General features: G+C 71.5%; 21 protein-coding genes. 8 read left to right on the forward strand and 13 right to left on the reverse strand.

Features of this window, described 5'->3' with window-relative positions:
- Positions 1–72 precede the first annotated feature (72 nt).
- The 5 genes from M2266_RS24695 to mce all read right to left on the reverse strand — a co-directional run bounded on the left by M2266_RS24695 (position 73) and on the right by mce (position 7,191).
- Positions 73–846: an ABC transporter permease gene (locus M2266_RS24695; RefSeq protein WP_277440157.1), complete on the reverse strand. Its 774-nt coding sequence runs from the start codon at positions 844–846 to the stop codon at positions 73–75.
- A gap of 2 nt (positions 847–848) precedes the next feature.
- Positions 849–1,880: an ABC transporter ATP-binding protein gene (locus M2266_RS24700; protein ID WP_277440158.1), complete on the reverse strand. Its 1,032-nt coding sequence runs from the start codon at positions 1,878–1,880 to the stop codon at positions 849–851.
- A 113-nt stretch (positions 1,881–1,993) separates the two neighbouring features.
- Entirely contained in the window at positions 1,994–2,932 is a 939-nt protein-coding gene (locus M2266_RS24705; protein WP_277440159.1) for a cellulose-binding protein, read from the reverse strand.
- A gap of 103 nt (positions 2,933–3,035) precedes the next feature.
- A complete protein-coding gene (gene scy, locus M2266_RS24710) occupies positions 3,036–6,530 on the reverse strand; it encodes a polarized growth protein Scy (protein ID WP_277441337.1) in 3,495 nt (1,164 codons plus the stop codon).
- Between the two features lie 232 nt (positions 6,531–6,762).
- Complete coding sequence (mce, locus tag M2266_RS24715) at positions 6,763–7,191, reverse strand: methylmalonyl-CoA epimerase (protein WP_277440160.1); 429 nt, start codon at positions 7,189–7,191, stop codon at positions 6,763–6,765.
- Between the two features lie 163 nt (positions 7,192–7,354).
- Between mce and M2266_RS24720 the strand changes: the two genes are divergently transcribed.
- A complete protein-coding gene (locus M2266_RS24720) occupies positions 7,355–8,530 on the forward strand; it encodes an acetyl-CoA C-acetyltransferase (RefSeq protein WP_277441338.1) in 1,176 nt (391 codons plus the stop codon).
- Positions 8,531–8,551: 21 nt separating this feature from the next.
- Complete coding sequence (gene meaB, locus M2266_RS24725; protein ID WP_277440161.1) at positions 8,552–9,508, forward strand: methylmalonyl Co-A mutase-associated GTPase MeaB; 957 nt, start codon at positions 8,552–8,554, stop codon at positions 9,506–9,508.
- A 55-nt stretch (positions 9,509–9,563) separates the two neighbouring features.
- Here meaB and M2266_RS24730 read toward each other — a convergent pair whose 3' ends face one another.
- From M2266_RS24730 to M2266_RS24750, 5 genes are all read right to left on the reverse strand, one after another.
- Positions 9,564–10,037, reverse strand: coding sequence for a MarR family transcriptional regulator (locus M2266_RS24730; protein WP_277440162.1), 474 nt, complete (start codon positions 10,035–10,037; stop codon positions 9,564–9,566).
- A gap of 128 nt (positions 10,038–10,165) precedes the next feature.
- The gene (locus M2266_RS24735) at positions 10,166–10,951 is read right to left on the reverse strand and encodes an AIM24 family protein (protein ID WP_277441339.1); all 786 of its coding nucleotides are present in this window, start codon (positions 10,949–10,951) and stop codon (positions 10,166–10,168) included.
- Positions 10,952–10,956: 5 nt separating this feature from the next.
- A complete protein-coding gene (locus M2266_RS24740; protein ID WP_277440163.1) occupies positions 10,957–11,607 on the reverse strand; it encodes an AIM24 family protein in 651 nt (216 codons plus the stop codon).
- Positions 11,607–12,245 carry an AIM24 family protein gene (locus M2266_RS24745; RefSeq protein WP_277440164.1) on the reverse strand — a complete coding sequence of 213 codons (639 nt, stop codon included), beginning with the start codon at positions 12,243–12,245 and terminating at the stop codon, positions 11,607–11,609. Before M2266_RS24745 ends, M2266_RS24740 begins: the two co-directional genes overlap by 1 nt.
- Before the next feature lie 2 nt (positions 12,246–12,247).
- Positions 12,248–13,057 (reverse strand): DUF2127 domain-containing protein, encoded by an 810-nt coding sequence (locus tag M2266_RS24750; RefSeq protein WP_277440165.1) that lies wholly within the window; start codon positions 13,055–13,057, stop codon positions 12,248–12,250.
- Positions 13,058–13,242: 185 nt separating this feature from the next.
- Here M2266_RS24750 and M2266_RS24755 point away from each other — a divergent pair, with 185 nt between their 5' ends.
- Positions 13,243–13,584 carry a DUF3817 domain-containing protein gene (locus M2266_RS24755; RefSeq protein ID WP_277440166.1) on the forward strand — a complete coding sequence of 114 codons (342 nt, stop codon included), beginning with the start codon at positions 13,243–13,245 and terminating at the stop codon, positions 13,582–13,584.
- On the forward strand, positions 13,581–13,883 hold the full coding sequence (locus M2266_RS24760; protein ID WP_277440167.1) for an MTH1187 family thiamine-binding protein: 303 nt from the start codon (positions 13,581–13,583) through the stop codon (positions 13,881–13,883). The genes M2266_RS24755 and M2266_RS24760 overlap by 4 nt, the downstream gene beginning before the upstream one ends.
- Before the next feature lie 8 nt (positions 13,884–13,891).
- Here the strand turns inward: M2266_RS24760 and M2266_RS24765 are convergent, their stop codons facing one another.
- Both M2266_RS24765 and M2266_RS24770 read right to left on the reverse strand, forming a co-directional pair.
- Positions 13,892–14,875 (reverse strand): DUF5937 family protein, encoded by a 984-nt coding sequence (locus tag M2266_RS24765; RefSeq protein ID WP_277440168.1) that lies wholly within the window; start codon positions 14,873–14,875, stop codon positions 13,892–13,894.
- Positions 14,876–14,974: 99 nt separating this feature from the next.
- Entirely contained in the window at positions 14,975–15,208 is a 234-nt protein-coding gene (locus tag M2266_RS24770) for a hypothetical protein (protein ID WP_277440169.1), read from the reverse strand.
- 65 nt (positions 15,209–15,273) lie between these two features.
- Here M2266_RS24770 and M2266_RS24775 point away from each other — a divergent pair, with 65 nt between their 5' ends.
- On the forward strand, positions 15,274–16,245 hold the full coding sequence (locus tag M2266_RS24775; protein ID WP_277440170.1) for an MFS transporter: 972 nt from the start codon (positions 15,274–15,276) through the stop codon (positions 16,243–16,245).
- A gap of 117 nt (positions 16,246–16,362) precedes the next feature.
- Here the strand turns inward: M2266_RS24775 and M2266_RS24780 are convergent, their stop codons facing one another.
- Positions 16,363–17,547, reverse strand: a complete 1,185-nt coding sequence (locus M2266_RS24780) for a peptidoglycan bridge formation glycyltransferase FemA/FemB family protein (protein ID WP_277440171.1) — start codon at positions 17,545–17,547, stop codon at positions 16,363–16,365.
- Positions 17,548–17,855: 308 nt separating this feature from the next.
- On the opposite strand from M2266_RS24780, the gene murJ reads away from it, so the two are divergent.
- The 3 genes from murJ to M2266_RS24795 all read left to right on the forward strand — a co-directional run bounded on the left by murJ (position 17,856) and on the right by M2266_RS24795 (position 21,097).
- Positions 17,856–19,505: a murein biosynthesis integral membrane protein MurJ gene (murJ, locus tag M2266_RS24785; RefSeq protein ID WP_277441340.1), complete on the forward strand. Its 1,650-nt coding sequence runs from the start codon at positions 17,856–17,858 to the stop codon at positions 19,503–19,505.
- 160 nt (positions 19,506–19,665) lie between these two features.
- The gene (locus M2266_RS24790; RefSeq protein WP_277440172.1) at positions 19,666–20,175 is read left to right on the forward strand and encodes a SigE family RNA polymerase sigma factor; all 510 of its coding nucleotides are present in this window, start codon (positions 19,666–19,668) and stop codon (positions 20,173–20,175) included.
- Positions 20,168–21,097: a hypothetical protein gene (locus M2266_RS24795; RefSeq protein ID WP_277440173.1), complete on the forward strand. Its 930-nt coding sequence runs from the start codon at positions 20,168–20,170 to the stop codon at positions 21,095–21,097. Before M2266_RS24790 ends, M2266_RS24795 begins: the two co-directional genes overlap by 8 nt.

The raw sequence follows: 21,097 nt of genomic DNA on the forward strand, positions 1-21,097 counted from the left end.
AGGGTACAGGGGCATGAACGGTTCCAGCAGGGGTGTCCTTCCGGTACCCCTGCCGGTACGCTCCCATGTCGCCTACGCGTCGCGGTTCTTGAGGACCAGGTATCCGCCGAGCAGCGCGGCCACCACCCACAGCCCCATGATGCCCAGCCCGGCCCAGGGGCCGTACGGGACGTCGCTGTCGACGGGCTGCACCACCTGCATGATCTTCTGGCCGGCCTGGTCCGGCAGGTACTTGCCGACCTTCTTCACCACGGGTGCGTTGCCCAGGATGATGGAGATGAGGAAGAAGAACGGCATGAGGATGCCGAGCGAGAGCATCGGGCTGCGGAACATCATGGACACGCCCGCCGAGAACAGGACCATCATCGTCATGTAGAGGCCGGCGCCGAACACCGCGCGCAGCACGCCGGGTGCGCCGATCGTGGTGCCGTGGTCGCCCAGCAGCGCCTGTCCCACGAAGAAGCAGATGAAGCTGGTGGCCATGCCGACGACGAACGCGAGACCCGTCGTGATCGCCATCTTCGCGAAGAAGAAGAGGCCGCGCTGGGGGACCGCGGCGAGCGAGGCCCGAATCATCCCGGTGCTGTACTCGCTGGTCACGACGAGGACACCGAAGACGATGAGCGCGAGCTGGCCCAGCCACAGGCCGGAGAAGCTCAGGTTGGTGGCGTCGAACGTGGCCCGGTCCTGCTCGCTGAGGGTGTGCCACTGACTGTTCGTGATCACGGCGAAGAGCCCGCTGATGACCAGGGTGACGAGCAGGGCGGCGACGAGGGTCCACACCGTCGAGCGGACCGTCTTGACCTTGGTCCACTCCGAGTGCAGGACCGCGCTGGGTGACGGCATGGTCAGGAGTCCTTTCCGGTACGGGGGGCCTTGCCTGAGCCGTCGGTCCAGCCGGCGCCCCACTGCTGCGGTGCGCCTGCCTCGGGGCCGGGAACCGCTGCGTTCTGCTTCACTGCGACGCCCCCTCCGCCGCCGCCCGAGTGGTACTCCACCGAATCCGCGGTGAGCTGCATGAACGCTTCCTCCAGCGAGGCCAGCTGCGGGCTCAGCTCGTGCAGGACGAGTTGGTGGCGGGCGGCCAGCTCGCCGATCTGCGCCGCGTCACCGTCCTGGATCTCGAACGCGCCGTCCTGCATCACCACCGGGGTGATGTTCGCGGCTGCCAGCGCGTCGCGCATCTTCTCCGGGTCGGGAGTCCTGAGCCGGACGAACGAGCGGGAGTTCTTCTCGATGAAGTCGGCCATCGAGGTGTCGGCCATCAACCGGCCGCGGCCGATGACGATGAGGTGCTCGGCGGTCAGCGCCATCTCGCTCATCAGGTGGCTGGAGACGAAGACGGTACGACCCTTGGCGGCCAGGTCCTTCATGAGGTTGCGGATCCAGTGGATGCCCTCGGGGTCGAGCCCGTTGACCGGCTCGTCGAACATCAGGATCTCGGGGTCGCCCAGCAGCGCGGCCGCGATGCCGAGCCGCTGCCCCATGCCGAGCGAGAACCCCTTGGAGCGCTTGCGGGCGACGGACGTCAGCCCGACCGTCTCCAACACCTCGTCGACGCGGCTGACCGGGATCCTGTTGGACTGGGCCAGGCACAGCAGGTGGTTGTGTGCGGTGCGGCCGCCGTGCACGGCTTTGGCCTCCAACAGGGCGCCGATGTACTTCAGCGGCTCGTTGAGGTCCCGGTAGTGCTTACCGTCGATGAGGACACCGCCGCCGGTCGGCTTGTCGAGGTCCAGCATCATCCGCATGGTGGTGGACTTGCCCGCGCCGTTGGGCCCGAGGAAGCCGGTCACCACGCCGGGACGCACGGTGAACGTGAGGTTGTCGACAGCGGTCTTGTCCCCGTACCGCTTCGTGAGCCCCTGCAGTTCAATCATGCACCCAACCTAATGTTCACCCGGACGTCCGTCACGCCGAAACCCCCATCCGAGGAGGACGGGGGTTTCGGTGATGGGGCATCAGCGGGCTGGGTGGGCCCGCTCGATGGGGCTTACCTGCTCTGCTGCGCCGGGACGCCGCGGGAGATCGGCTCCTCGTCGGCCGGGCCGGTGGCCGCGGCCACCGCCGCACCGGTGAGGGTGGCCAGCATCTCGCGGACGTTGGTCAGCTGCGCGTTGATGCTGTCGCGGCGGTTGGTGAGCGCCGCCAGCTCCCGCTCGGACTCGCTGCGGATCCGGTCGGCCTTCGCGTTCGCGTCCGCGACGATGTCCTCGGACTGGCGCTGGGCCGTCTCGACCGTCTGGCGGGCGCGGCGCTCGGCGTCGGTACGGAGCTTCTCGGCCTCCAGGCGGAGCTGCTCGGCGCGGTGCTCGATCTCCGCCAGGCGCTTCTCGGCCTTGGCCTGGCGCGAAGCCAGGTCACGCTCGGACTGCTCGCGGCGCTTGGCCAGGTTGGTCTCGAAGTCGGCCGCGGCCTGGGCGGCCTTGGCACGGGTCTCCTCGAAGAGGGCGTCGGCCTCCTCGCGCTTGGCCTGGGCGTCCTTCTGGGCCTCGCCCCGCAGCTGCGAGGAATCGGACTTCGCCTTGTCGACGATCCGGGCGCCCTCGTCCTCGGCCTTGGACTTGCGGTCGGCCGCGAAGGTCTCGGCGTCGTTGCGCACCTGGTTGGCGGCGGACTCCGCCAGCTCACGGTGCTGCTCGGCCGCGCGGCGGGCCTCCTCACGAAGGTCCTTCGCCTCCTCCTCGGCGAGCCGGAGGATCTTCTCGACGCGGGCGCCGAGGCCGGCATACGACGGCTCGGCGTCGTTGACCTGCGCCTGCGCGTTCTGGGTCTCGAGGTGTAGCTCCTCGATCCGCTTCTCGAGGGCGGTGATCCGGGTCAGTGCGCTATCACGGTCGGCGACGAGCTTGGTGATGCGGTCGTCCACCTGACCGCGGTCATATCCGCGCCGAACGAGTTCGAAGCCGAAGGGGGAGGAGGTGTCACTCATGGGGTTCCTGTCAATTCAGACCGGGTGAGGTGATAGAGGGAATCCTAGGGGCCCGGACGGCGTGTCACCGAGCCATTGCCTATTAGGTATGCAGAATGTCCGCTCAATCGAGTGGAGCATCGTCGTTGCGCTTGCCCCCCGAACGAGTGGTTCCGGCCCCCGCGCCGGCGGTCACCGCGTTCTTCCCGCCACCAGGGGCCTCGAATGACTCCAACGCCTCGAGGACGTCCTGGACACGGGAGATCTCGGCATTGATGTCCTGTCTGCGGCGCACCAGGATCTCCAGTTCGCGCTTCCCCTCGCTCACCGTACGCTCCGCCTCGGCCCGTGCCTCCCCCTTGACCCGCTCCGCTTCCCGCTCCGCGTCGGCCTTCTTCAGCTCGGCCTCCTTGAGCAGCCCCTCGGCCTTCTTCACGGCGGCGATCCGCACCTTGCTCGCCTCGGACTCGGCCGTGGACTTGACCTCCTCGGCCTTCGCCTCGGCCTCGGTGAGCTGCTCGGTGGCGGCCTCGACCAGCTTGTCGACCCGCTCGCCGGCCGTCCGCATCTGGTCGGAGGACTCCTTGCGGGCCCGCTCGTGCAACTCCTCGACCTCGGACTCGACGCGCGTGCGCAGTTCCTCGGTGCGTTCTCTTATCGACGTGGCGTCGCGGCGTGCCTCGGCGAGCAGGGTGTCCGCGTCCGTACGGGCCCGCTCCACCAGGCCGTTGCACTCCAGCGTCGCCTCGGCGAAGATCCGTTCGGCCTCGGCGCGGGCGGCGCCGACCATCGTGTCGGACTGCTCCTCGGCGGCCGCCCCGATCCGTACCGCCTCGGCCTGCGCCTTGGCGATCAGCTCGTCCGCCTGCTCGGCGGCCTCGCTGCGGCGGCGGTTGGCGTCCTCGCGGGCCTCGTCGCGGATCCGGTCGGCCTCCGCGCGGGTCGCCTCCGACTCGCGCTCGGCGGTGTCCAGCGCGTCCTTGGCGAGGATGCCGAGGCGCTCGGCCTCCTCGCGGGCCTTGTTGATCAGCTGGTCGGCCTGGCCGGCGGCCTCGGTACGGCGCCGGTTGGCATCGTCACGGGACTCCGTGCGCAGCTGCTCGGACTCCTCGATCGCCTCGGAAACGGTGCGCTCCGCCAGCGACTTGGCGGCGTCCGTCTCGTCCTTGGCCTCGCGGCGGATCCGCGAGGCGTCCTCGGCGGCCCGCTCCCGCTCGGAGTTGGCGTCCGCGTGCAGCCGGTCGGCCTCGCCCTGGGCCTCGGTGCGCAGCCGGTCGGCGGCGTGTTCCGCGGCGGAGCGCAGCCCGGCGATCTCCTCGGCGGCCTGCTCGTGCAGGTGCGCGACGGCGTCGCGGACCTGCTGGGCGGTCTGTTCGGCGGCGGCGACCAGTTCGGTGGCACGCGACTCGGCCTCGGCGACCAGCCGGTCGGCCTCGACCCCGGCCTCCTGGACCCGGGTGCGGGCCGTCGCGAGCAACTCCTCGCTCTCGCGGCGGGCCTGGGCGCGCTCCTGGTCCGCCTCGCCGCGCGCGGCCGCGAGCAGCTCCTCGGCCTCGCGGCGGCGGCGGGCCGCCTCCTCTTGGGCGGCGGCCAGCGCCTCGGCGGCTTCGGCGGCCGTCCGCTCGGCGGTCGCGGCGGCCTCCGCGCGCAGCCGGTCAGCGGTCTCCTGCGCCTCGGTGCGCAGCTGTTCGGCTTCGGTGGCGGCGTCGGTCCGCAGCCGCACCGCGATCGTCTCGGCCTCGGCGCGGGTATGCGACGCGTCGGACGCGGCCTCGTCCCGCAGCCGGACCATTTCCACCTCGGCCTGCTCCTGCAGGACCCGGACCCGCTCCGCGGTCTCGTTCCGCAGCCGTTCCGCCTCGTCGGCGGCCTCCCGGCGCAGTCGTTCCGCCTCGCCGCGGGCATCGCGCAGCGCCTGCTCGGCGGCGGCGACGCGCTGCTCGGCCTCCTCGCGCAGCCGCACCAGGTCCGCTTCGGCGTCGGCGCGCAGCCGCAGGGCGGTCTGCTCGGCCTCGTCGCGCTGCCGCCGCGCGTCGGCCTCGGCGTCATCCCTGAGCTGGCCGGCCTGCTGCTCGGCCTCGGCGCGCAGCACCTCGGCCTCGGCACGGGCCCGCTCCAGGGCCTCCTCGGCCTTCTTGTTCAGCGCGGAGGCACGCTCGGTGGACTCGGCCCGCATCCGGTCGGACTCGGTGGACGCGCCCTGGCGCATCTCGTCGCCGTCGGCCTTCGCCTTGGCCAGCAGGCCCTCGGCGGTCCTGGCGGCCTCCTCGATCTGCTGGACGGCCTCGCGGCGGGCCTCCCCGCGGATCCGCTCGCCCTCGGCGACCGCGTCGGCCCGCAGCTGCTCGGCCTCGCCGCGCAGCCTGCGCGCCTCCTCCTGCAGCTCGACGGTCTTGGCCCGGTACTCCTCGGTGTCGTCCTGCGCGGCGCCGCGCAGCTCCTGCGCGGACGCCTCGGCCTGGCCGCGCAGCCGCTCGGCCTCCGCCTCGGCCTCGCGACGGATGCGCTCGGCCTCCTCGGCGGCGGACCGGGTGGTGGACTGGGCGTCCTGGGACGCCTTCGTCAGCACCTCCTCGGCGCTCCTGGCGGCCTGCGCCAGCTGCGCCGCGGCGTCCTCGGAGGCGGCTGAGCGCGCCTTCTCCTGCGCCTCGGCGCGGATCCGCTCGGCCTCGGCGAGCGCGTCGGCACGGACCTGCTCGGCCTCGGCCTTGGCGGCCTCCGACTCCTTGGTCGCCTCGGTGACCATGCGGGCGATCTCGGCGCGGGCGGTGCGGGTGCGCTGCTCGTTCTCCGCCTCGGCGGTGGACAGCCGCTTCGTGGCGGCTGTGTTGGCCTCCTCGCGCAGCCGCTCGGCCTCGGCACGGGCCTCGCGCAGCGAGTCGTCGGCCTCGCGCATCCGCTCCTGGGCGAGCCGGGTGAGCTCGGTGGCCTCCTGGCGGGCCGCGTCGGACTCGCTGAGGGTGGACGTGCGCAGCTGCTCGGCCTGGCTGCTGGCTTCCTGCGCCTGGTTGGAGGCCGCGTTCAGCAGGCGCTCGGCGTCGGTCCTGGCGCGCCGCAGCAGTTGCTCCGCCTCGGCCTTCGCGGACTCCGCCTCGGCGGTGAGCCGCTCGCGGGTCTGCTCGGCGATCCGCGTCGCCTCGGCACGGGCGGCGGCGAGCGCGGCCTCGGACTCGGCGCGCGTCTCGTCCAGCAGCCGGCGGGCCTGGGACTCGCTGCGGGCCCGCAGCTGCTCGGCCCAGGCCACGTTCTCGTTGACGTGGGTCTCGACGGTGGCCCGGCGCTCGCCCAGCTCCTCGTCGAGCTGGCGGCGCCGGGCGACGGCCTCGGCATGCCATTCGGCCTCGAAGCGGGACTGCCGCTCGGCCTGCTCCTGCAGCAGGCGCTGGGTGGCGGCCCGCGCCTCGCGCAGCTCGCGCTCCGCGTCGGTGCGCAACTGGTCCGCCTGGATCTGGGCGTTGCGCAGCAGCTGGTCGGCCTGGTGGCCGATGTTGTCGTAGGCGGGGCGGGAGGCGAGATTGCGGCGTGCCTCGTGAAGTTTGGCGCGCAGAACCTCGACCTGGTAGCCCAGGTCGTCGGCGTGCTCGACGGCCTTACCCCGCTCGGTGCGAAGCCGCTCCATCTCGGCCTCGAACAGCGAGAGGTGGTCGTCGGCCTCGTAGCGGTCGTTGCCCCGCACTCCGCGGTCCCATCCGTCCCCTGGCGTTCTCACCCGCCAACCGGGTGAGACTCTCCGGAGCCCCGTTTGCACGGAGCCCTACGGAGAAGTGTGTCTGATCCACGCCGTGGAGCGGGCCGGTACCCCACGCCCACCCGTCGGCTGGGCCACTCTACCGGCCCAAGGGGGGCTGGGGTCAGTGGTCCTTGGCCGAGGTGACCAGCTCGGTGAGGACACCATGGCAGTCCTTAGGGTGCAGGAAGGTGATCCGTGACCCCATGGAGCCGATCCGCGGCTCTTCGTAGAGCACGCGGACGCCCTTCCCCGCGATGTCCGCGGCGTCGCCGTCCACGTCCGCGGTGCCGAAGGCGATGTGGTGCACGCCCTCGCCGTTCTTTGCCAGCCATTTGCCGACCGCGGAGTCCTCGCGGGTCGGTTCCAGGAGCTGGAGGTAGGAGGCGCCGCCGTCGGAGGTCTCGTTGATCTTGAGCATGGCCTCCCGTACGCCCTGCTCCTCGTTCACCTCGGAGTGGTGGACCTCGAAGCCGTACGTGGCGCGGTAGAACTCGACGGTGGCGTCGAGATCGAAGCACGCGATACCGATGTGGTCGATGCGAGTCAGCATGGGAACAGTGCACCGCTACCGACCCCGTAACGCAACGTGCGCGCGATCACACGTTCCGCCCGATGACCGCGCGCTTAACCGCTCAGTACATTGACGGTAACCCTCGTTAACTTCTCTCTTCCTCTGCTGAAGGGGCCGCACCATGAGCCAGCCACGTACGTCCGTGATCGTCGCAGGTGCCAGAACTCCCATGGGGAGGCTGCTGGGATCCCTGCGATCCTTCAGCGGCGCCGACCTCGGGGGCGTCGCCATCAAGGCGGCCCTGGACCGCGCGGGGATCGGCGGCGACCAGGTGCAGTACGTCATCATGGGCCAGGTGCTCCAGGCCGGCGCCGGCCAGATCCCGGCCCGCCAGGCCGCCGTCAAGGGCGGCATCCCGATGAACGTCCCCGCCCTGACGATCAACAAGGTCTGCCTCTCCGGCCTCGACGCGATCGCGCTGGCCGACCAGCTGATCCGCGCCGGCGAGTTCGACATCGTCGTCGCCGGCGGCCAGGAGTCGATGACCAACGCCCCGCACCTGCTGCCGAAGTCCCGCGAGGGCTTCAAGTACGGCGCGATCGAGATGCTCGACGCGATGGCGTACGACGGCCTCACCGACTCGTTCGAGAACGTCCCGATGGGCGAGTCGACCGAGAAGCACAACACCCGCCTCGGCATCGGGCGTGCGGCCCAGGACGAGGTCGCGGCCCTGTCCCACCAGCGCGCCGCCGCCGCGCAGAAGAACGGCCTGTTCGAGGCGGAGATCACCCCCGTCGAGATCCCGCAGCGCAAGGGCGAGCCGGTGATCTTCGCGAAGGACGAGGGCATCCGCGCCGAGACCACCACGGAGTCGCTCTCCAAGCTCCGTCCCGCCTTCGCGAAGGACGGCACGATCACCGCCGGCACCTCCTCGCAGATCTCCGACGGCGCCGCCGCCGTGGTCGTCATGAGCAAGGCCAAGGCCGAGGAACTCGGCCTGGAGTGGATCGCCGAGATCGGCGCCCACGGCAACGTCGCGGGCCCGGACAACTCGCTGCAGTCCCAGCCCTCCAACGCGATCGCGCACGCCCTGGCGAAGGACGGTCTGACCGTCGGGGACCTGGACCTCATCGAGATCAACGAGGCCTTCGCGGCCGTCGCCGTGCAGTCGATGAAGGACCTCGGCGTGACACCTGAAAAGGTGAACGTCAACGGCGGTGCGATCGCGCTGGGTCACCCGATCGGGATGTCCGGAGCGCGCGTCGTCCTGCACCTCGCGCTGGAACTCAAGCGCCGCGGCGGCGGAACGGGTGCCGCCGCGCTCTGCGGCGGAGGCGGCCAGGGCGACGCCCTGATCATCCGCGTTCCCGGCAAGTAGTAGACGAGAGACGGAGCACTGATGGTGGACGTCGCCACGCTGGTCGAGCAGGCGCGTGAAGGTCGGCCGCGGGCCGTGGCCCGGCTGATCTCGCTGGTCGAGGGGGCGTCCCCGCAGCTGCGTGAGGTGATGGCGGCGCTGGCGCCGCTGTCCGGCGGCGCGTACGTGGTCGGCCTGACCGGCTCGCCGGGTGTGGGCAAGTCCACCTCGACGTCCGCGCTGGTCACGGCGTACCGCAAGCGCGGAAAGCGGGTCGGCGTGCTGGCGGTGGACCCGTCCTCGCCGTTCTCCGGCGGCGCGCTGCTCGGCGACCGGGTCCGGATGTCGGAGCACGCCTCGGACCCCGGCGTCTACATCCGCTCGATGGCGACCCGGGGCCACCTCGGCGGCCTCGCCTGGTCGGCCCCCCAGGCGATCCGGGTGCTCGACGCGGCCGGCTGCGAGGTGATCCTCGTCGAGACGGTGGGCGTCGGGCAGTCCGAGGTGGAGATCGCCGCCCAGGCGGACACCTGCGTGGTGCTGCTGGCACCGGGCATGGGCGACGGGATCCAGGCCGCCAAGGCCGGGATCCTGGAGATCGGCGACGTCTACGTGGTCAACAAGGCCGACCGCGACGGCGCCGACTCCACGGCGCGTGAGCTCAACCACATGCTCGGCCTGGGCGAGTCGCGCGGCCCGGGGGACTGGCGCCCGCCGATCGTCAAGACCGTCGCGGCCCGCGGCGAGGGCATCGACGAGGTCGTGGAGGCCCTGGAGAAGCACCGCGCCTGGATGGAGGAGCACGACGTGCTGAACGCCCGCCGCCGACGCCGCGCCGCCAACGAGGTCGAGAACATCACCGTCACAGCCCTCCGCGAACGCATCGGCGACCTCCACGGAGACCAGCGGCTCGACGCCCTGGCGGAACGGATCATCACGGGCCACCTGGACCCGTACACGGCGTCGGACGAACTGATCGAAAGCGTCACGCAGGCGTAGCCGCCGCTCGGACCAGCGGGCGCGGTCCCCGCCCGCACCGGCGACCCGCACGGAACTACCGCCCGCGCGCCGACCGCAGGTGCTCCGCAACCGGCGCCAGCGCCTTGAAGAGCGCTGCCAAGTCGTCCGCCGGCAGCAAATCGATGAAGTTCTCCCGCACCGAGGCCACGTGGTGCGGAGCAACCTTCCGCATCGTGTCCCAGCCCAGTTCCGTGAGCACCGCGTACAGCCCGCGCCGGTCGGACTCGCAGTTCTCGCGCCGGACCATCCCGGTGGTCTCCATCCGGGTGATCTGGTGGGAGAGCCGGCTCTTGGACTGGAGGGTGACGCGCGCGAGGTCGCTCATCCGCATGCGCCGGTCGTCGGACTCCGAGAGGTTGACCAGGATCTCGTAGTCGTTGTTGGTGAGGCCGAACGGCTGCAGGTCCCGCTCCAGCTGGTGCATCAGCAGTCGGCTGACGTCGAGATGGGTGCGCCAGGCGCGTTGCTCGTCCTCGGTGAGCCACTTGGTGCCGTTCTGAGTCTCCATGAGTTGAATTCTACAGGTAGTTGAAAACCGTATGAACGGGCCCCGTAGTCAACCGGTCACAGCCCGAGAGGGCGGACCGAAACGGCCAGGTCGAACACCTGTCGAACACCCGGCCGGACGGCCACCCACTACAGCCCGAAGCGTCGCTGCAGATCCCCCAGCTGACCAGGCAGTCGAGGCGCCTGCCCCGGCCCGGGCTGAGCACCGGGCACGCCCGCGCCGGGCACGCCCGGTCCCGCGGACGCCGGGACGCCGCCGGTCGCCGTCTCCGGCATCAGGACCTCGGTGGACTGCAGCAGCACCTGCCCGGCGCCCACGAACTCGAACTGGTGCTCCTCGCCCGAGGTCCCGCCGATCCCGGTGAGCGCCCGCAGGCCGCCCAGCACGCCGCGCATGTAGCCGTGGTCGTAGTGGTGGCAGGGGGAGGGGCAGTCCGCCCAGCCGACCAGCGCCTGCGGGTCCACCCGGATCGGCGGCTCCACGAAGTGCACCGCCCCGTTCGAGGCGGCGACGAACTTGCCGGTCCCGATGAGGGTGAGGAAGCCGGGGATGATCGACTGCTTGAGCGCCAGTCCGGGCTGGAAGGCGAGCAGGTTGCCCGACCGGATGGTCAGGTTGCCGTTCTCCAGGTCGAAGGAGTTGACGTCGTAAGCCCGGTCCGCGAGCAGCAGCTTGCCCTGGCCCTCGGCGACCACCCAGTCCGCGGCGTGCATCGGCGAGTGGAAGTTGGCGGCGACCAGCCGGTCGAGCCGGCCGTGGCCGATGCCGTGGAAGTCGATCTGCCCGTAATAGGCGATCATCTTCCCCTTCTGCAGGAACCACTGCCCCTTGAGTTCGACGCTGAACGCGTACGGGTTGACGTTGTCGTCGACCGGCAGCGAGTGCGGATCGTGAATGACGGGCCCACCGGCCATCGCGGTCACAGCTTGTCCTCCGACGCCTGTACGTACACCGTGCCCTGGCCCGACAGCTCCAGCTGGAACGCCTCGCCCGAGCCCCGTCCGACCATGTCCCGCCAGCCCAGCGCCGTGGAGAGCTTGTTGCGCACGTCGCCGCGGTGCGCCACGTACGCCTGCGGGTCGACGTGTACCGGGCCCTGGTGGGTGATCGGCAGCTCGATGACGCCGCCGTGCGCCATGACGGCGACCGAGCCCTTGCCCTGCAACGTGGTGGTGAACAGACCCTGGCCGGTGACCTGGCCTCGGATCACGCCCATGACGCCGCCCTGTGAGCCCATGAACATCGTGGACTGCTGCAGTGTGCCGTCGAAGGCCAGCAGCCGGTCCGCCTCGACGTAGAGCGTCTCGCCGCTCAGGTCGATGGTGTGGATGTGGTGGCCGCCGTGCCCGAACATCACCGAGCCCTGGCCCTCGACGGTCATCAGCGGCGTCGCCTCGTTGGCGACCCGCCGGCCGATCATCGAGGCGATGCCGCCCTGGCCGCCCTGGATGTTCGGCGTGAACGAGACCTCGCCGCGGTAGGCGAGCATCGCGCCGCGCTGGCTGAACAGCCGTTGGCCGGGGATGATCTGCGCCTCGACCATCTTGGAATTGATCTTGGTGAACGGCACTAGAGCTGTCCCCCGATCGTGTTGCGCTCGCTGGGCTGCACGTAGACCAGGCCCTCACCTTCGAAACGGATCTGGAAGCTCTCGCCGGAGCCCTCGCCCAGCACCGTCCGCCAGCTGACGCCGGTCTGGAAGTGCTGCTGCAGGTTGCCGGTGTGCGCCACGTACGCGCCCGGGTCGACCTGCAGCGGCATGCCCGCGGAGACCCGCAACACGATGGCCGGGCCGTCCGACGTGATCGCGGCCTGGCCGACGCCCTCGACCGTCGTGGTGAACAGGCCGTTGCCCTGGCTCGCGCCGCGCAGGCCGGTGAAGGTGGTGCCGGTCCGCAGCCCGGGGTCGGTCGCCAGCAGGTTGCTGGCCTCGACGAAGAGCTTCTCGCCGTTCAGCCGCACCAGGTTGATCTCGCTCGCACGGTCGGCGAAGTAGCACGTGCCGTGCCCCTTCACCTCCATGACCTCCATGGATTCGCCGGTGAGCCGGCGGGTCACCATGCCGCGGATCCCCTCACCGCCCCCGGACATCTTCTTGAACGCCATCTGGCCGTCGTAGGCCACCATGGCGCCGTTCTTCGCCTTGACGGCGTCGCCGGTCATCTCCACGGCGAGTACTTTGCTGCCCTGCAATCGGAACATGGCCACGATCAGACGCTATCCGTCCGTGCGGGAACCGTCACCGGTTCGGTGTGAACAGGCTTTTCACCGGCCGCCACCTCGACCTCCAGCAGCGATGCGCCGCGGCGTTCGGCCTCGAACGCCTCGACGCCGCCGCGCAGCCCGAACAGCCGCTTGGACAGCGCGATCCACAGCACCGCCAGGATGTTGAGCGTCAGCGTCGCGACCTTGATCCAGCTGATCTTCTCGGTCAGCTCGAAGATCTCCAGAGGCAGGAACGCGGCGGTCGCGACGACCGTCAGGTACTCCGCCCAGCGCTTGCCCCACCACAGGCCGAACGCCTCGACGATCTCGATGAGCGCGTACACCAGCAGCGCGACGGCGACGATCACCAGCGTCGAGTGCTTGTAGTCGAAGGTCTTGCGGATGGTGTCGACGACCGGGGAGTGGTCCAGGTCGTAGTGGAAGTGCTCGGCGACCGGGCCGAAGACCGAGAGCTGGTCCTCGAAGAGCCGGCGGACGGAGTCCTGGGAGTTGCTGAACCGCCACACCGCCCACGCGGCGAGCACGATGAAGACGCCTCGCAGCAGCCGCTCGACCGCCAGGAACCGCAGGATGAACAGATCGCGCAGCGCCCGTCCGCGCGGCACCTCGGGCGCCTGGTCCGCGGGGCCCGAGCCGTGCGGCTCGCCGAGCGCGAAGTCACCGCAGCGCAGACAGCGCCAGACCTCGCCGACGGACGTGGTGGCGTGCAGCCGCTCGCGCAGACGGGTCTCGTCCGGCGCGTAGGTGATGTGGCCCCGGCGCGAGCAGTGGCGCCGGTCCCAGTCGAACTTCATCGGTGCCGTTCCCCCGGATTTCGTCGTTCTGGATGGACTTCCGCGTGCATCTTCGTGGAGGGGGACGCTATCGCCCTCCCGGCGGTTCTCGACCCCCGGGGCGGAACCGGGGGAGGGGGCGGCGATAATGGACGGGCCTTGTGATCACGTTCACAAGAACCACCCCCGTCGATGATGAGGAATCCGTGGACATCAAGACCGCCTCCGCCCTGCGCCGGCTCCGCCTGGTCTCCGCCCCCGAAGCGGTGTCCTTCCTGCTGCTGCTGGTCTGCTCGATCCTGAAGCGCACCACCGACTTCAACGCCGTCCCGGCTATGGGCATGATCCACGGGGTGCTGTTCCTCCTCTATGTGGTCCTCTGGGCCCTCGCCTGGTACCGGGCGAAGTGGACCATCGGCCGGGCGGCGCTCTACGCGGTGCTGTCCGTCCTCCCCACCGGCGGCTTCTTCGCCGAGCGCATGCTGCGCCGCGAGGCCGAGTCGGAGATCATCGCCGCGCGTGCCCGCCAGGAAGGCGTCGTCGCGTGATCGTCGCCTTCTCGGTCTCCCCGCTGGGCGTCGGCGAGGACGTGGGCGAGTACGTCGCCGACGCCGTCCGCGTCGTCCGGGAGTCAGGCCTCCCGAACCGCACCGACGCGATGTTCACCACGATCGAGGGCGACGACTGGGATCAGGTGATGGACGTCGTCAAGCGCGCCGTCGCCGCCGTCGAGGCCCGCGCGCCGCGCGTCTCCCTCGTCCTGAAGGCCGACATCCGGCCGGGCGTGACGGACGGGATGACGTCGAAGGTCGAGACCGTCGAGCGCTACCTCGCGCCCGAGGACTGAGAAACCCCCTACCCCCCGCCGGTGGCGAGGGTGAGGCCGAGCGGCGTCCTCTCGTACAGCACCCGGTGGCCTTCGCGGTGCGAGGTGAGCAGGCCCGCCTCGCGCAGTACGGACAGGTGCGCGGAGACGGACGACAGCGCCAGGTCGTGACGGCGGGCGAGCGCGCTGGTCGTCGCGGGCGTGTCGAGATGGGTCAGGATCGCCGCCCGGTTGGGTCCCAGCAGCCGGATCAGCGGCTCGGCGGACGCCGGGCCGGGCACGGTCCACAAGGTGGCGGTGCCGCGTGCCGGGTAGACCAGCGTCGGCTGCCAGGGCGGGTCGAACCCGCTCACCACGTCCGGCCGGACGAAGACGCTCGGCACCAGCAGCAGCCCCCCGCCGTCGAGGGTCCTGACGTGGTCGGGCCGCCGGTCCACCGTGAGCGTGCCGGTCTTCCAGCTCACATGGGGGTGCAGGTCGGCGAAGAGCCGCTCCGGGCCGCCGTCGGCCAGCCGGCGCGAGTGGAAGGCCACGTCGGCCTCCAGCACGGCGCGCATCCGGGGCCAGAACGGGGCGAGGAGCGTGTCCCAGACCCGGGCCATCAGCTCCGCGAGCTCGTCCACCGTCCGCGCGGGATCGTCCAGCAGCGCTCGCGCCCGTTCGCTCTCGACGGCGCCCGGGGCCAGCGTCAGCGCCTTGGTCAGGTCGGCGCGCGCCACGGCCGGGTCGGTGCCGCGGACCCGTGCCAGTTCCTCGTCGATCGTCGCGAAGACCCCGTCGGGCGGCGGGCACAGGAAATCCGGATTGTGGCCGCGCCGCGGCATCACCAGCTCGAACGGGCTGAGATCGAACCTGCGCGCCACCGTCCTGACCTGCCGCATCCAGGGCAGGTGGTACCCCTGCCGGGCGGGTGTCCGCAGGGTGCGGATCGCCTCCTGGGTCTCCCAGAGCGGTGAGATCGCGAACCGGGTCGACAGCAGGTCGGCGGCCGTGAAGTGCATGTGGAACGGCATGACGGCCCCTAAGTTTCGTTTTCAGCCGAAACAGTAGAAGCCATGTCCCGATGTCCGCCAGGCTGCGTCCATGACAACGGAAAACTCAGACTCGGGACTTCAGAAAAGTGACGAGCCGACATGCGACGGGACAGCGGGGGCGACGGCCGATCCCGTCGAGCCGCAGGCCGCCGGATATCGCACGGTGTTCGCGGTCCGTGAGTTCCGGCCGATCTTCGCCGCCCACGTGCTGTCCATGTTCGGCAGCTTCTTCGCCGAGGTCGCACTGGCGGTGCTGGTGTTCCAGCGCACCGGGTCCCCGTTGCTGACGTCCCTGATCTTCGCGCTCGGCATGCTGCCGTACGCGCTCAGCGGGGTGCTGCTCTCCGGAGTCTCCGACCGGTACCCGGCCCCGCCGGGTGCTCGTGACGTGCGACCTGCTCTGCGCGGCCTGCGTCGGAGTCCTCGCGCTGCCCTTCACGCCCCTGGCGGTGCTGTTCCTGCTGCGGGCGGTCCTGGCGATGATCACCCCGCTCTTCCAGGGGACACGGGCCGCGAGCCTCGCGGACATCCTGGAGGGCGACGTGTACGTCCTGGGACGTTCGCTGCTCCGGATCATCTCCCAGAGCGCGCAGATCGTCGGATTCGGGATCGGCGGTCTGGTGCTGGTGGTGCTGTCGCCGCGCGCCGCCCTCACCGTGGCCGTGGGCACCTTCCTCTGTTCGGCCGCCCTGCTGCGCCTCGGCACCCTGAACCGGCCCGCGCGGGTGCTCGGCAACGGCTCGATGATGCGGCAGTCGCTGCTCGGCGCCCGCCAGCTGCTGAGCCACCGCAGGATCCGGGCGCTGCTGCTGTGGTGGTGGGTGCCGCCGATGTTCTTCGCGGTGGCCGAAGGGCTGGCGACACCGTTCGCCGCCGCGGCCGGCGCGGGTTCCGCCGGGGTCGGCCTCCTGCTGGCGGCGATGCCGGCCGGGACGGTGGTCAGCGAACTGGCGGCCGGCACCCTGCTCTCGCCGGCCGCGCGCACCTGGATCGCGATGCCGCTCGCCGGCCTGGCACTCGTGCCGATGGTGCTGTTCGCCTTCCACCCCCCGCTGCCGGTGGCCATCGGCATCATGCTGGTGGTGGGGCTCTGTTCGGCCTACGCGCTCGGCATGGACAAGTGGTTCGTCGAGGCGGTGCCGGAGGAGATGCGCGGTCAGGCGATGTCGCTGCTGGGCGCGGGCATGATGACGCTGCAGGGGCTCGGCATGGCGATAGGCGGCGCGGTCGCCGAGGTGGCCCCGCCGTACGCCGTGATCGCCGGGGCCGGAATCCTCGGTCTGGTGAGCACGCTGCTGGTGCTGCGCTCGGTCGCGGCGACGGGTCGCGGCGCGGTGGAAACGGTCTGAAGGAAACTCTTCCCTCGCAGGTCGACGCGCGTAACACGGCGCCCGGGCGAGTGCCGCGGAACCGGCCGGCGACGGTAGGCCCGCGCCGGCCGACAGCGGCCGCGCCGCCGTCCGGGTTCAGCGCCGCGCCAGGTAGGCCTGCATCGCCCGGTGCAGGGTCTTGTTGACCGCGCCCTGCAGCGGCAGCTCCCACTCCCCGAGCGTCTCCACCGCCTCGCCGCCGGTACCGAGCTTCCAGCGCAGCAGACCGAACGAGCGGGCGTCGGGGTCCAGGTCGTCCGGCACGCCGCGCATGTCGTACACGGACGCGCCCAGCACCTGCGCGTCGCAGAGCATCCGCCACTGCAGCGCGTTGCTCGGCCGCACCTCGCGGCGGTGGTCGGCGGAGGCGCCCGTCTGGTACCAGACCCGGGAGCCGTCCGGTGAGACGAGCAGGGTGTGCGCGGCGAGGATCTCGCCGTGGTGGCGGGCGGTGTAGAGCCGCATGGAGCCCGGCCGTTCCGCGTTCAGCACCTCGTACTGGCGCCGGTAGTAGGCCAGGTCGCGTCCGAGCCGGAAGCCGTCGCGCCGCTCGGTGACGCCCAGCAGGTCGTGGAAGGCCGCCAGCTCCTCCGCGTCCGCGACGGCCGTCTCCACCCCCGCCTTGGCGGCCTTCTTGATGTTCCGCCGCCACTCCTGGTTCAGCCCGGTCCACAAGTCGTCCAGGCCGCGGCCGGCCAGCGGTACCTCGAAGATCAGCCGGGGTTGGGCGTCCCCGTTGTAGCCGTCCTCACCGCCGCGCCGCCAGCCGGCCTCGCGCAGCCGGTCCGCGACGGCGGCGCCGAGCGGGTCCACCAGGTCCGGCAGGACGTCGCCCATCCGGCGGCCGGGCGCCACGGCCCCCTTGAGGGTGTGCGCCGACCACCGCCGGTACGGCAGCGGCGGGCCCATCCGTACGGCGAAGGCGCCGGTGCTCCGCAGATGGTCGAGCAGCGGTTCCAGCCAACGGTCCAGGTCCGGCGCCGACCAGTCCAGCACCGGGCCCTCCGGGAGGTACGCGAACGACCTCCGGGTGCCGGGCAGCTGCCGGTACAGGACCAGGGCCGAGCCCAGCATCGTCCCGGTGTCGTCGAACCACCCCAGACTCTCGGCGGACCAGCCCGGTTTGACCCGGGCCCAGGAGGGGCTCTGCAGGAAACTGACCGCGCGCGGCCCCCGCCGCCGCACGAACTCCAGGTGCTCGTCCTCGGTGACGGGACGCAGGCCGAGACGTGGCGCCGGGCCGGGGAAGACGTTGCGGGCGGCGTCCTGGTGGGTGGTCATCGTCAAGGCTCGTCCTCCGCGGTGCGTCGGGCCCGGCGGCCCGCTCACCTGTCTCACGCCCCACAGGGGTGCGATGTGACAGAGATGTTCGCGACAGCGCGCACCGGTTTCCCAAGGGGGCCCGCGACGGGCAGACTTCGGCCTCTGCGCGGCCGTCGGCCGCGCCCGGCCGGGGAGCACAACGGGTGACATCAGTAGTGGGCAGTGACGCGGGGACCGGGGATCCCGGTCGGGACGCGGTGCGCGGCGCCCCCTTCGGCGGCCCCCTCCCGCCGGAGGCCGTACCCCCCGCTCCCGCGGAGCAGCCGGTGCCCGCCGACTCCACCGGGACCGACTCCGCCGCCTCCCTCAAGCGCAGCGGCAGCGTCATGGCGCTGGGCTCGCTCGCCTCGCGCGCCACCGGATTCGTCCGCAGCGGCATCATCACCGCCGCGCTCGGCACCACGCTGCTCGGTGACGCGTTCAGCGTCGCGAACACCGTCCCGAACATCCTGTACATCATGCTCATCGGCGGGGCACTGAACTCGGTGTTCGTCCCGCAGCTGGTGCGCGCCGCCAAGGAGCACAGCGACGGCGGCGCCGCCTACACCGACCGGCTGCTCACCCTCTGCCTGGCCGCCCTGGTGGTGATCACGGCCGGCGCCGCACTCGCCGCCCCCTGGCTGGTCAGCGCGTACGGCCCGGACTTCACCAGTGCCCAGCGCGACCTGACGATCGCGCTCGCCCGGTACTGCCTGCCGCAGATCCTCTTCTACGGCGTCTTCACGCTGCTCGGCCAGATCCTCACCGCCCGCGACCGGTTCGGCGCCATGATGTGGTCGCCGGTCCTCAACAACGTCGTCGTCATCGCGGTGTTCGGCCTGTACCTCGCGGTCGCCCACGACACCACGGCCGCCGGCACCATGAGCGACGCCAACGCGCTGCTGCTGGGGCTCGGCTCCACCGCGGGCATCGCCGTGCAGGCCCTGGCGCTGATCCCGGCGCTGCGCGGCGCCGGTTTCCGCTGGCGGCCCCGCCTCGACTGGCGCGGCTCCGGGCTCATGCAGCCCATGCGGGCCGCCGGATGGACGCTGCTGCTGGTCTTCGTCAACCAGATCGCGTACTGGGTCGTCACCCGGCTCGCCACCTCGGCCGGTGCCCACGCGCTGGCCGACGGCAGTCCGGTGGGTGTCGGCTTCGCCGCCTACAGCAACGCCTACCTGCTGTGGGTCGTCCCGCAAGGGATCATCACGGTCTCCCTCGTCACCGCCCTGCTGCCGCGGATGAGCCGGGCCGCCACCGAGGGCGACCACGCCCGGATCGGCGCCGACCTCTCGTATGGGCTGCGCGGCTCCGCCGCCGCGATCGTGCCGGCGGTCGCGGCCTTCCTGGCGCTCGGGCCGCAGATCACCGGCGTGGTCTTCCAGCACGGCCGCACCACCGACGCGGACGCCCAGGCCATCGCCTGGATCCTGATGGCGTTCGCCCTCGGCCTGCCGGCCTTCGCCGGCCAGTACCTGCTGGCCCGCGGTTTCTACGCGCTCGGCGACACCCGTACGCCCTTCTTCCTCAATGTCGTCATCGCCGCCGTCAACGCCGGACTCGCCCTCGCCTCGTACGCGTTCCTGCCCGCCCGCTGGGCCGTGGCCGGCATGGCGGGCGGCTACGCGATCGCCTGCTGCGCCGGGCTGGCGTGCACCACGTGGGTGCTGCGCCGGCGGCTGCGGTGGCGGCCCGCCGTCCTGGGCGCGCACGTCCGGCTGGCCGTCGCCTGCCTGCCGGGCGCGGCGGCCGCGTATGGGATCGCGCAGGGCAGCGAGCGACTGCTCGGCACGGGCTTCGCCGGCGACTGCACCGGGCTGCTGCTCGGCGGCGCCGCCCTCGGCTGCTCCCTGCTGGCCCTGGCCGGACCGCTGCGGCTGACCGAGGTGCGGTCCCTGGCCGCCCCGGTCCTGCGGCGGCTGCCGGGCCGCGGCTGAAAAGACCCCCAGCTTCGAGTCCTCCCCGTTTCCAGACCTCCCAGCTTCGTCCCAGCTGAAAGTTTTATTGATTTCGTTGTCACCTTTCGGTCCCCTTGAGCGTGTAGGTAGCGGGAGGGACATTGAACATCCGTACGGCACACGCACCCCCGGGGTGGGTGTGAGTCCGCACGCGACACCGCAGGACGACTTCGACGAGTTCTACGCGGTCACCGCGAAACGCCTGGTCGCCGCCGTGTACGCGGTCACCGGCGATCTCGGCGAGGCCGAGGACGCGGTGCAGGAGGCGTATGCCCGCGCCTGGCAGCGGTGGGCGAAGCTCACCGCCGAGGGGGACCCGACGCCCTGGGTGCGGACGGTGGCTCTGCGGCTGGCGGTGAGCACGTGGCGCAAGACACGCAACCGGGTGCGGGCACACTTCAGGTACGGCGCGCCGGCCGACGCGCCCGCCCTGGCACCGGACAGGGTCGCTCTGATCGCGGCCCTGCGGGAGTTGGGCGAGGAACAGCGGACGGCCGTCGTGCTGCACCATTTGATGGACCTGCCCGTCGAGGAGGTCGCCCGGGAGACCGGGGTGTCCAACGCGGCGGTACGTACCCGGCTCAGCCGCGCACGCAAGGCGCTGGGCGCCCAGCTGACCGAGGAAGAGGAGGTGCCCCTCCATGGCTGACCCGCTCGACGACCGCCTGCGGGACCTGGCTCGCGACACCGGGCCGCTGATCGTCCTCGCCGCCCCCGCGGACGTCCGCAGGCGTGGGGAGCGCCGCCGTGCCCGGCGCCGGGTGGGCGCGGTGGCCGTGGTGGCCGCGGCCGCGCTGGCGGTGGGCACCTGGGCGGTCGTGCCCCGGCTGGAGAACGGCGCGCAGGCGCCGATGGTCGGCGGTTCCCCTTCGCCCGACCCGCTGCCGACGGAGGACCTGAGCGGTGAGATGCTCCGGCCGACCGCCCTGCCCTGGGACTCGGTCTGGCAGTGGCACATCGCCCCCGAGGGCGTCGCGGCGGACGCCAAGGCGAAGATCCCCCTCATGCTCTGCGGGACGTCGCTGTACGATCCCGCCTCGGCGAGTGTCCGTTTCTTTCTGGGGAACGAGACCAGCAGCGCGCGCCACACCGTCCACGCCCTCCGCGACGAGGCGGCGGCCGACACGGAACTGGACCGTGTAAGCACCGAACTGGGAAAATGCGGACTCGTCTCTTCTTATCGTTCGGGGAAGGAGGAGGGAGTGGCCACGCAAGCCGTGCTCCGCGTCTACGGGGTGACGAAGCGGGACGGCTGGCAGAGCCAGGTCTGGCTCGCCGTTAAGGGCCGGTACATGTCACTGCTGCAGGTCGTCACGCCGGTGATCGCCGGCCTGAACACGCCTTACTCCGACGGGACTCCGGTGGTGTGCATGACGCGGTCCCTCGACAGGCTCGCTCCCTCCCGTGCCGCCCCCGCCACCCCCACCACTTCTCCCTCCACCGGATTCGCCGGCGGCTACCCGGCCGGCGCGGACCCGACCGCCGGAGGCGGGACCACGGGGGACCAGCCGCCCGACACGCAGTTCCCGCCGACGCACTACGCCGTCCCGACTTCTTCTGACCGCTGCTGA

Source organism: Streptomyces sp. SPB162 (genome assembly GCF_029504575.1).
Classification (GTDB): domain Bacteria; phylum Actinomycetota; class Actinomycetes; order Streptomycetales; family Streptomycetaceae; genus Actinacidiphila.

Excerpts from the sequence above, each read along its gene's own strand:
- M2266_RS24705 (WP_277440159.1), bottom strand. The coding sequence starts at position 2,932 with ATGAGTGACACCTCCTCCCCCTTCGGCTTCGAACTCGTTCGGCGCGGA.
- M2266_RS24795 (WP_277440173.1), top strand. The coding sequence starts at position 20,168 with ATGGCTGACCCGCTCGACGACCGCCTGCGGGACCTGGCTCGCGACACC.
- M2266_RS24730 (WP_277440162.1), bottom strand. The coding sequence starts at position 10,037 with ATGGAGACTCAGAACGGCACCAAGTGGCTCACCGAGGACGAGCAACGC.
- mce (WP_277440160.1), bottom strand. The coding sequence starts at position 7,191 with ATGCTGACTCGCATCGACCACATCGGTATCGCGTGCTTCGATCTCGAC.
- M2266_RS24770 (WP_277440169.1), bottom strand. The coding sequence starts at position 15,208 with ATGCCGAGCGCGAAGATCAGGGACGTCAGCAACGGGGACCCGGTGCGC.
- M2266_RS24700 (WP_277440158.1), bottom strand. The coding sequence starts at position 1,880 with ATGATTGAACTGCAGGGGCTCACGAAGCGGTACGGGGACAAGACCGCT.
- M2266_RS24780 (WP_277440171.1), bottom strand. The coding sequence starts at position 17,547 with ATGACCACCCACCAGGACGCCGCCCGCAACGTCTTCCCCGGCCCGGCG.
- M2266_RS24695 (WP_277440157.1), bottom strand. The coding sequence starts at position 846 with ATGCCGTCACCCAGCGCGGTCCTGCACTCGGAGTGGACCAAGGTCAAG.
- M2266_RS24765 (WP_277440168.1), bottom strand. The coding sequence starts at position 14,875 with ATGCCGTTCCACATGCACTTCACGGCCGCCGACCTGCTGTCGACCCGG.
- M2266_RS24735 (WP_277441339.1), bottom strand. The coding sequence starts at position 10,951 with ATGGCCGGTGGGCCCGTCATTCACGATCCGCACTCGCTGCCGGTCGAC.
- meaB (WP_277440161.1), top strand. The coding sequence starts at position 8,552 with ATGGTGGACGTCGCCACGCTGGTCGAGCAGGCGCGTGAAGGTCGGCCG.
- M2266_RS24750 (WP_277440165.1), bottom strand. The coding sequence starts at position 13,057 with ATGAAGTTCGACTGGGACCGGCGCCACTGCTCGCGCCGGGGCCACATC.
- scy (WP_277441337.1), bottom strand. The coding sequence starts at position 6,530 with ATGGAGCGGCTTCGCACCGAGCGGGGTAAGGCCGTCGAGCACGCCGAC.